Genomic DNA, 2,588 nt, shown 5'->3' on the forward strand with positions numbered 1-2,588 from the left:
CCCGCACCCCTGCCGGGGGACCTGCCCCAACTCCCGGTGCCCCTCGCCACCTGCACCCTGCCCGACCCCGACCCCGACCCCGACGCCGACCCGCGGAACACCGGGGCACCCCGCACCCTGACCGGCGGCGCCCCCCGGCTGGACCTGGCCCGACTGGAACTGTTCTGCCGCGCCGCCGAACTCCTGCTCGGGGACGACACGTTCACCGTCGGGGCCGACCCGGGGCACGCCCGCGGCCGCGCCCTGCGCCACGCCACCGCACTCCGCCTCGCCGCGGCCGCCCCCGACCGGCGCACCGCCGTGAACCCCGCCCGATGGTCCGGCCACCCGCAGCTCCGCCACTGGTGGACGACCCTGACCGACCGGCTCGCCGTCACCGCGCGACTGGAGGTGCACCGGGCGGCCCCCGGCGCCCAGGCGTACCGGGCCGTGGTCCGCCGCACCCCGACCGGCCCGGGGCCCGGGCCGGGCCCGGTGCTCGGCGAGGCCGTCGAGGCCACCCCCGGCGACGCCGCCGCCTTCGCCGCCCTGGCCGCCGTCACCGCCGTCTGCACCGCCGCGGCCGAACCGTCCGCCGCCCGCCCCCGGCCCTGCGGCGGCGCGATCGCCCCGCTGGCGGCCGCCGGTGCACGCACCGCCGCCTGGGAGGACCTCGGCTGGAGCGGGGGCTGGCTCGCCGACCTGGCCGGCCGCGAGGAAGCCCTCCAGGACACCCTGCACCGGGTGTCCGGAGCCGGCCCCACCCCGAACCCCCCGGACCCCACCCCCACCCCCGAACTTGTCGGCCTGCTGCGCTCCTTCGGCTTCACCGTGCTGCGTACCGCCGAGGAGGCCCGATGACCGCCCCCGCCCCTGCGACCGCCCCCGCCCGTGCAGCCGTCCCCGTACTGGACGCCGCCGCAGCCCTGGCGGCCACCAGCGGCCGGGCCGCGGTCCTGCTGACCCACTGGACGCTCGGCCTCGCCGAGGAACTGAGCCGCCACGCCCTGAGCCGGCCCCTGACCCTGGTCCCGGTCCGCCACGACGGAGCCCTCGCCGTGATCGGCCCGGTCCTGCGGCCGGGCGGCGCGGCCTGCCTCGTCTGCACCGAGTACCAGCGTCTGGCGACCGCGGGCGGCCGGGTCCCGTGGCAGAGCCCGAAGCTGACCCTGGCCGGAGTGCCCTCGCCCGCCCTGACCCCGGCCGCCCTGGCCCTCGTCCAGGAACTCCTCGAACCCCCGCACCCGCACCCCGGGGAGGACGACTCGGCCGTCGTCCACATCGTCCACCAGGGCCGCGCCACCTGGTCCACCCACCGCGTCCGCCCCGTCGGCGGCTGCGCCGTGTGCCACCCCCTGCCCCCCGACACACCGGCCCTGCTCCACCCCCTGCCCTCACGGCCGCGCCCGCTGCCCGACCCGGCCCTGCTGCGCGCACCCAACCCCCGTACGACCGGCGCCGCACTGCGAGAGGCCCTCCACGACGAACGGTTCGGGCCCGTACGGCTGTTGCACCGCTTCGAGGACTCGGCGTTCAGCCTCACCAGCGCGATCGTCACCGACGGCCGGTCCGTCGACGACGGTGGCCACGGCCGGGCCCGCACCTACCCCGACAGCGAGCGCATCGCCCTCTTCGAGGCCGTCGAACGCCATGCCGGCATGCGCCCGGCCGGCCGCCGCACCGCCCTGCGGGCGTCCTTCGCCGAACTGGGCCCCGAACGGGCCCTGGACCCCGAACGGCTCGGCCTGCCCGACCCCGCCCACCACGGCCACCCAGGCTCGCCCACCGTCCCGTACACCCCGGACCTGCCGCTCCACTGGGTGCACGGCTGGTCCCTCACCCACCGAAGGCCCACCGCGGTCCCCGAACACGTCGCGTACTGGGACGTGCCCGGCCCGGACCGCCCGCGCGTCGTGTACGAGTCCTCCAACGGCTGCGGCCTCGGCAACAGCCCCGAAGAAGCCGCCCTGTACGGGCTGTTCGAGGTCGCCGAACGCGACGCCTTCCTCATGGCCTGGTACGCCGCCACCCCGTTGCGCCGCATCCACCTGCCGGCCGACGACACCGACACCCTGCTCCTCGCGGACCGGGCCGCGGCCGCCGGCTACCGGCTCCTCCTCCTCGACGCCACCAACGACTTCGCCGTCCCGGCCGTCCTGGCGGTCTGCCGCTACGAGGGCGGCCATCGGCAGGCACCGCGGATGTTCCTCGCGGCCGGCGCCCACCACGATCCGCGCGTCGCCATCCGCTCCGCCGTCGCCGAGGTCGTCACCAACGTCCTGGAGGCACCGCACCGTTCCTTCGCCCAGGGAGGACCGCGCGATGCCGAGCGGCTGCGGCCCATGTTGGAGCACCCGGAACTCGTCCTCACCCTCGACGACCACGTCGGGCTGGGCACCCTGCCCGAGGCCGCCCCCCGCCTGGAGTTCCTCTTCGCCGACACCCCGGCCGTGCCGGTCGCCGAGGCCTGGCCCGGCGCCCCCGAGCCGGTGCCCGACCTCAGCGACCTCCTGACCGGGACCGTCGAGCGGCTGGCCCGCGCCGGACTGGAGGTCATCACCGTCGACCAGAGCGAACCGGGACTGCGCGACAGGTTCGGCCTGCACTGC

At 77.4% G+C, this 2,588-nt stretch carries 1 protein-coding gene and 1 pseudogene; both read left to right on the plus strand.

Going from position 1 to position 2,588, the window contains the following annotated elements; all coding sequences use genetic code 11:
- Positions 1-840, plus strand: a pseudogene (locus ACFWVD_RS28225) (hypothetical protein); the annotation flags it as partial.
- The coding region (locus ACFWVD_RS28230; RefSeq protein WP_379247891.1) for a TOMM precursor leader peptide-binding protein at positions 837-2,588 on the plus strand (1,752 nt) is incomplete at its 3' end. The pseudogene ACFWVD_RS28225 and the gene ACFWVD_RS28230, both read left to right, overlap by 4 nt.

The organism is Nocardia sp. NPDC058666 (assembly GCF_042714895.1).
GTDB lineage: Bacteria > Actinomycetota > Actinomycetes > Mycobacteriales > Mycobacteriaceae > Nocardia.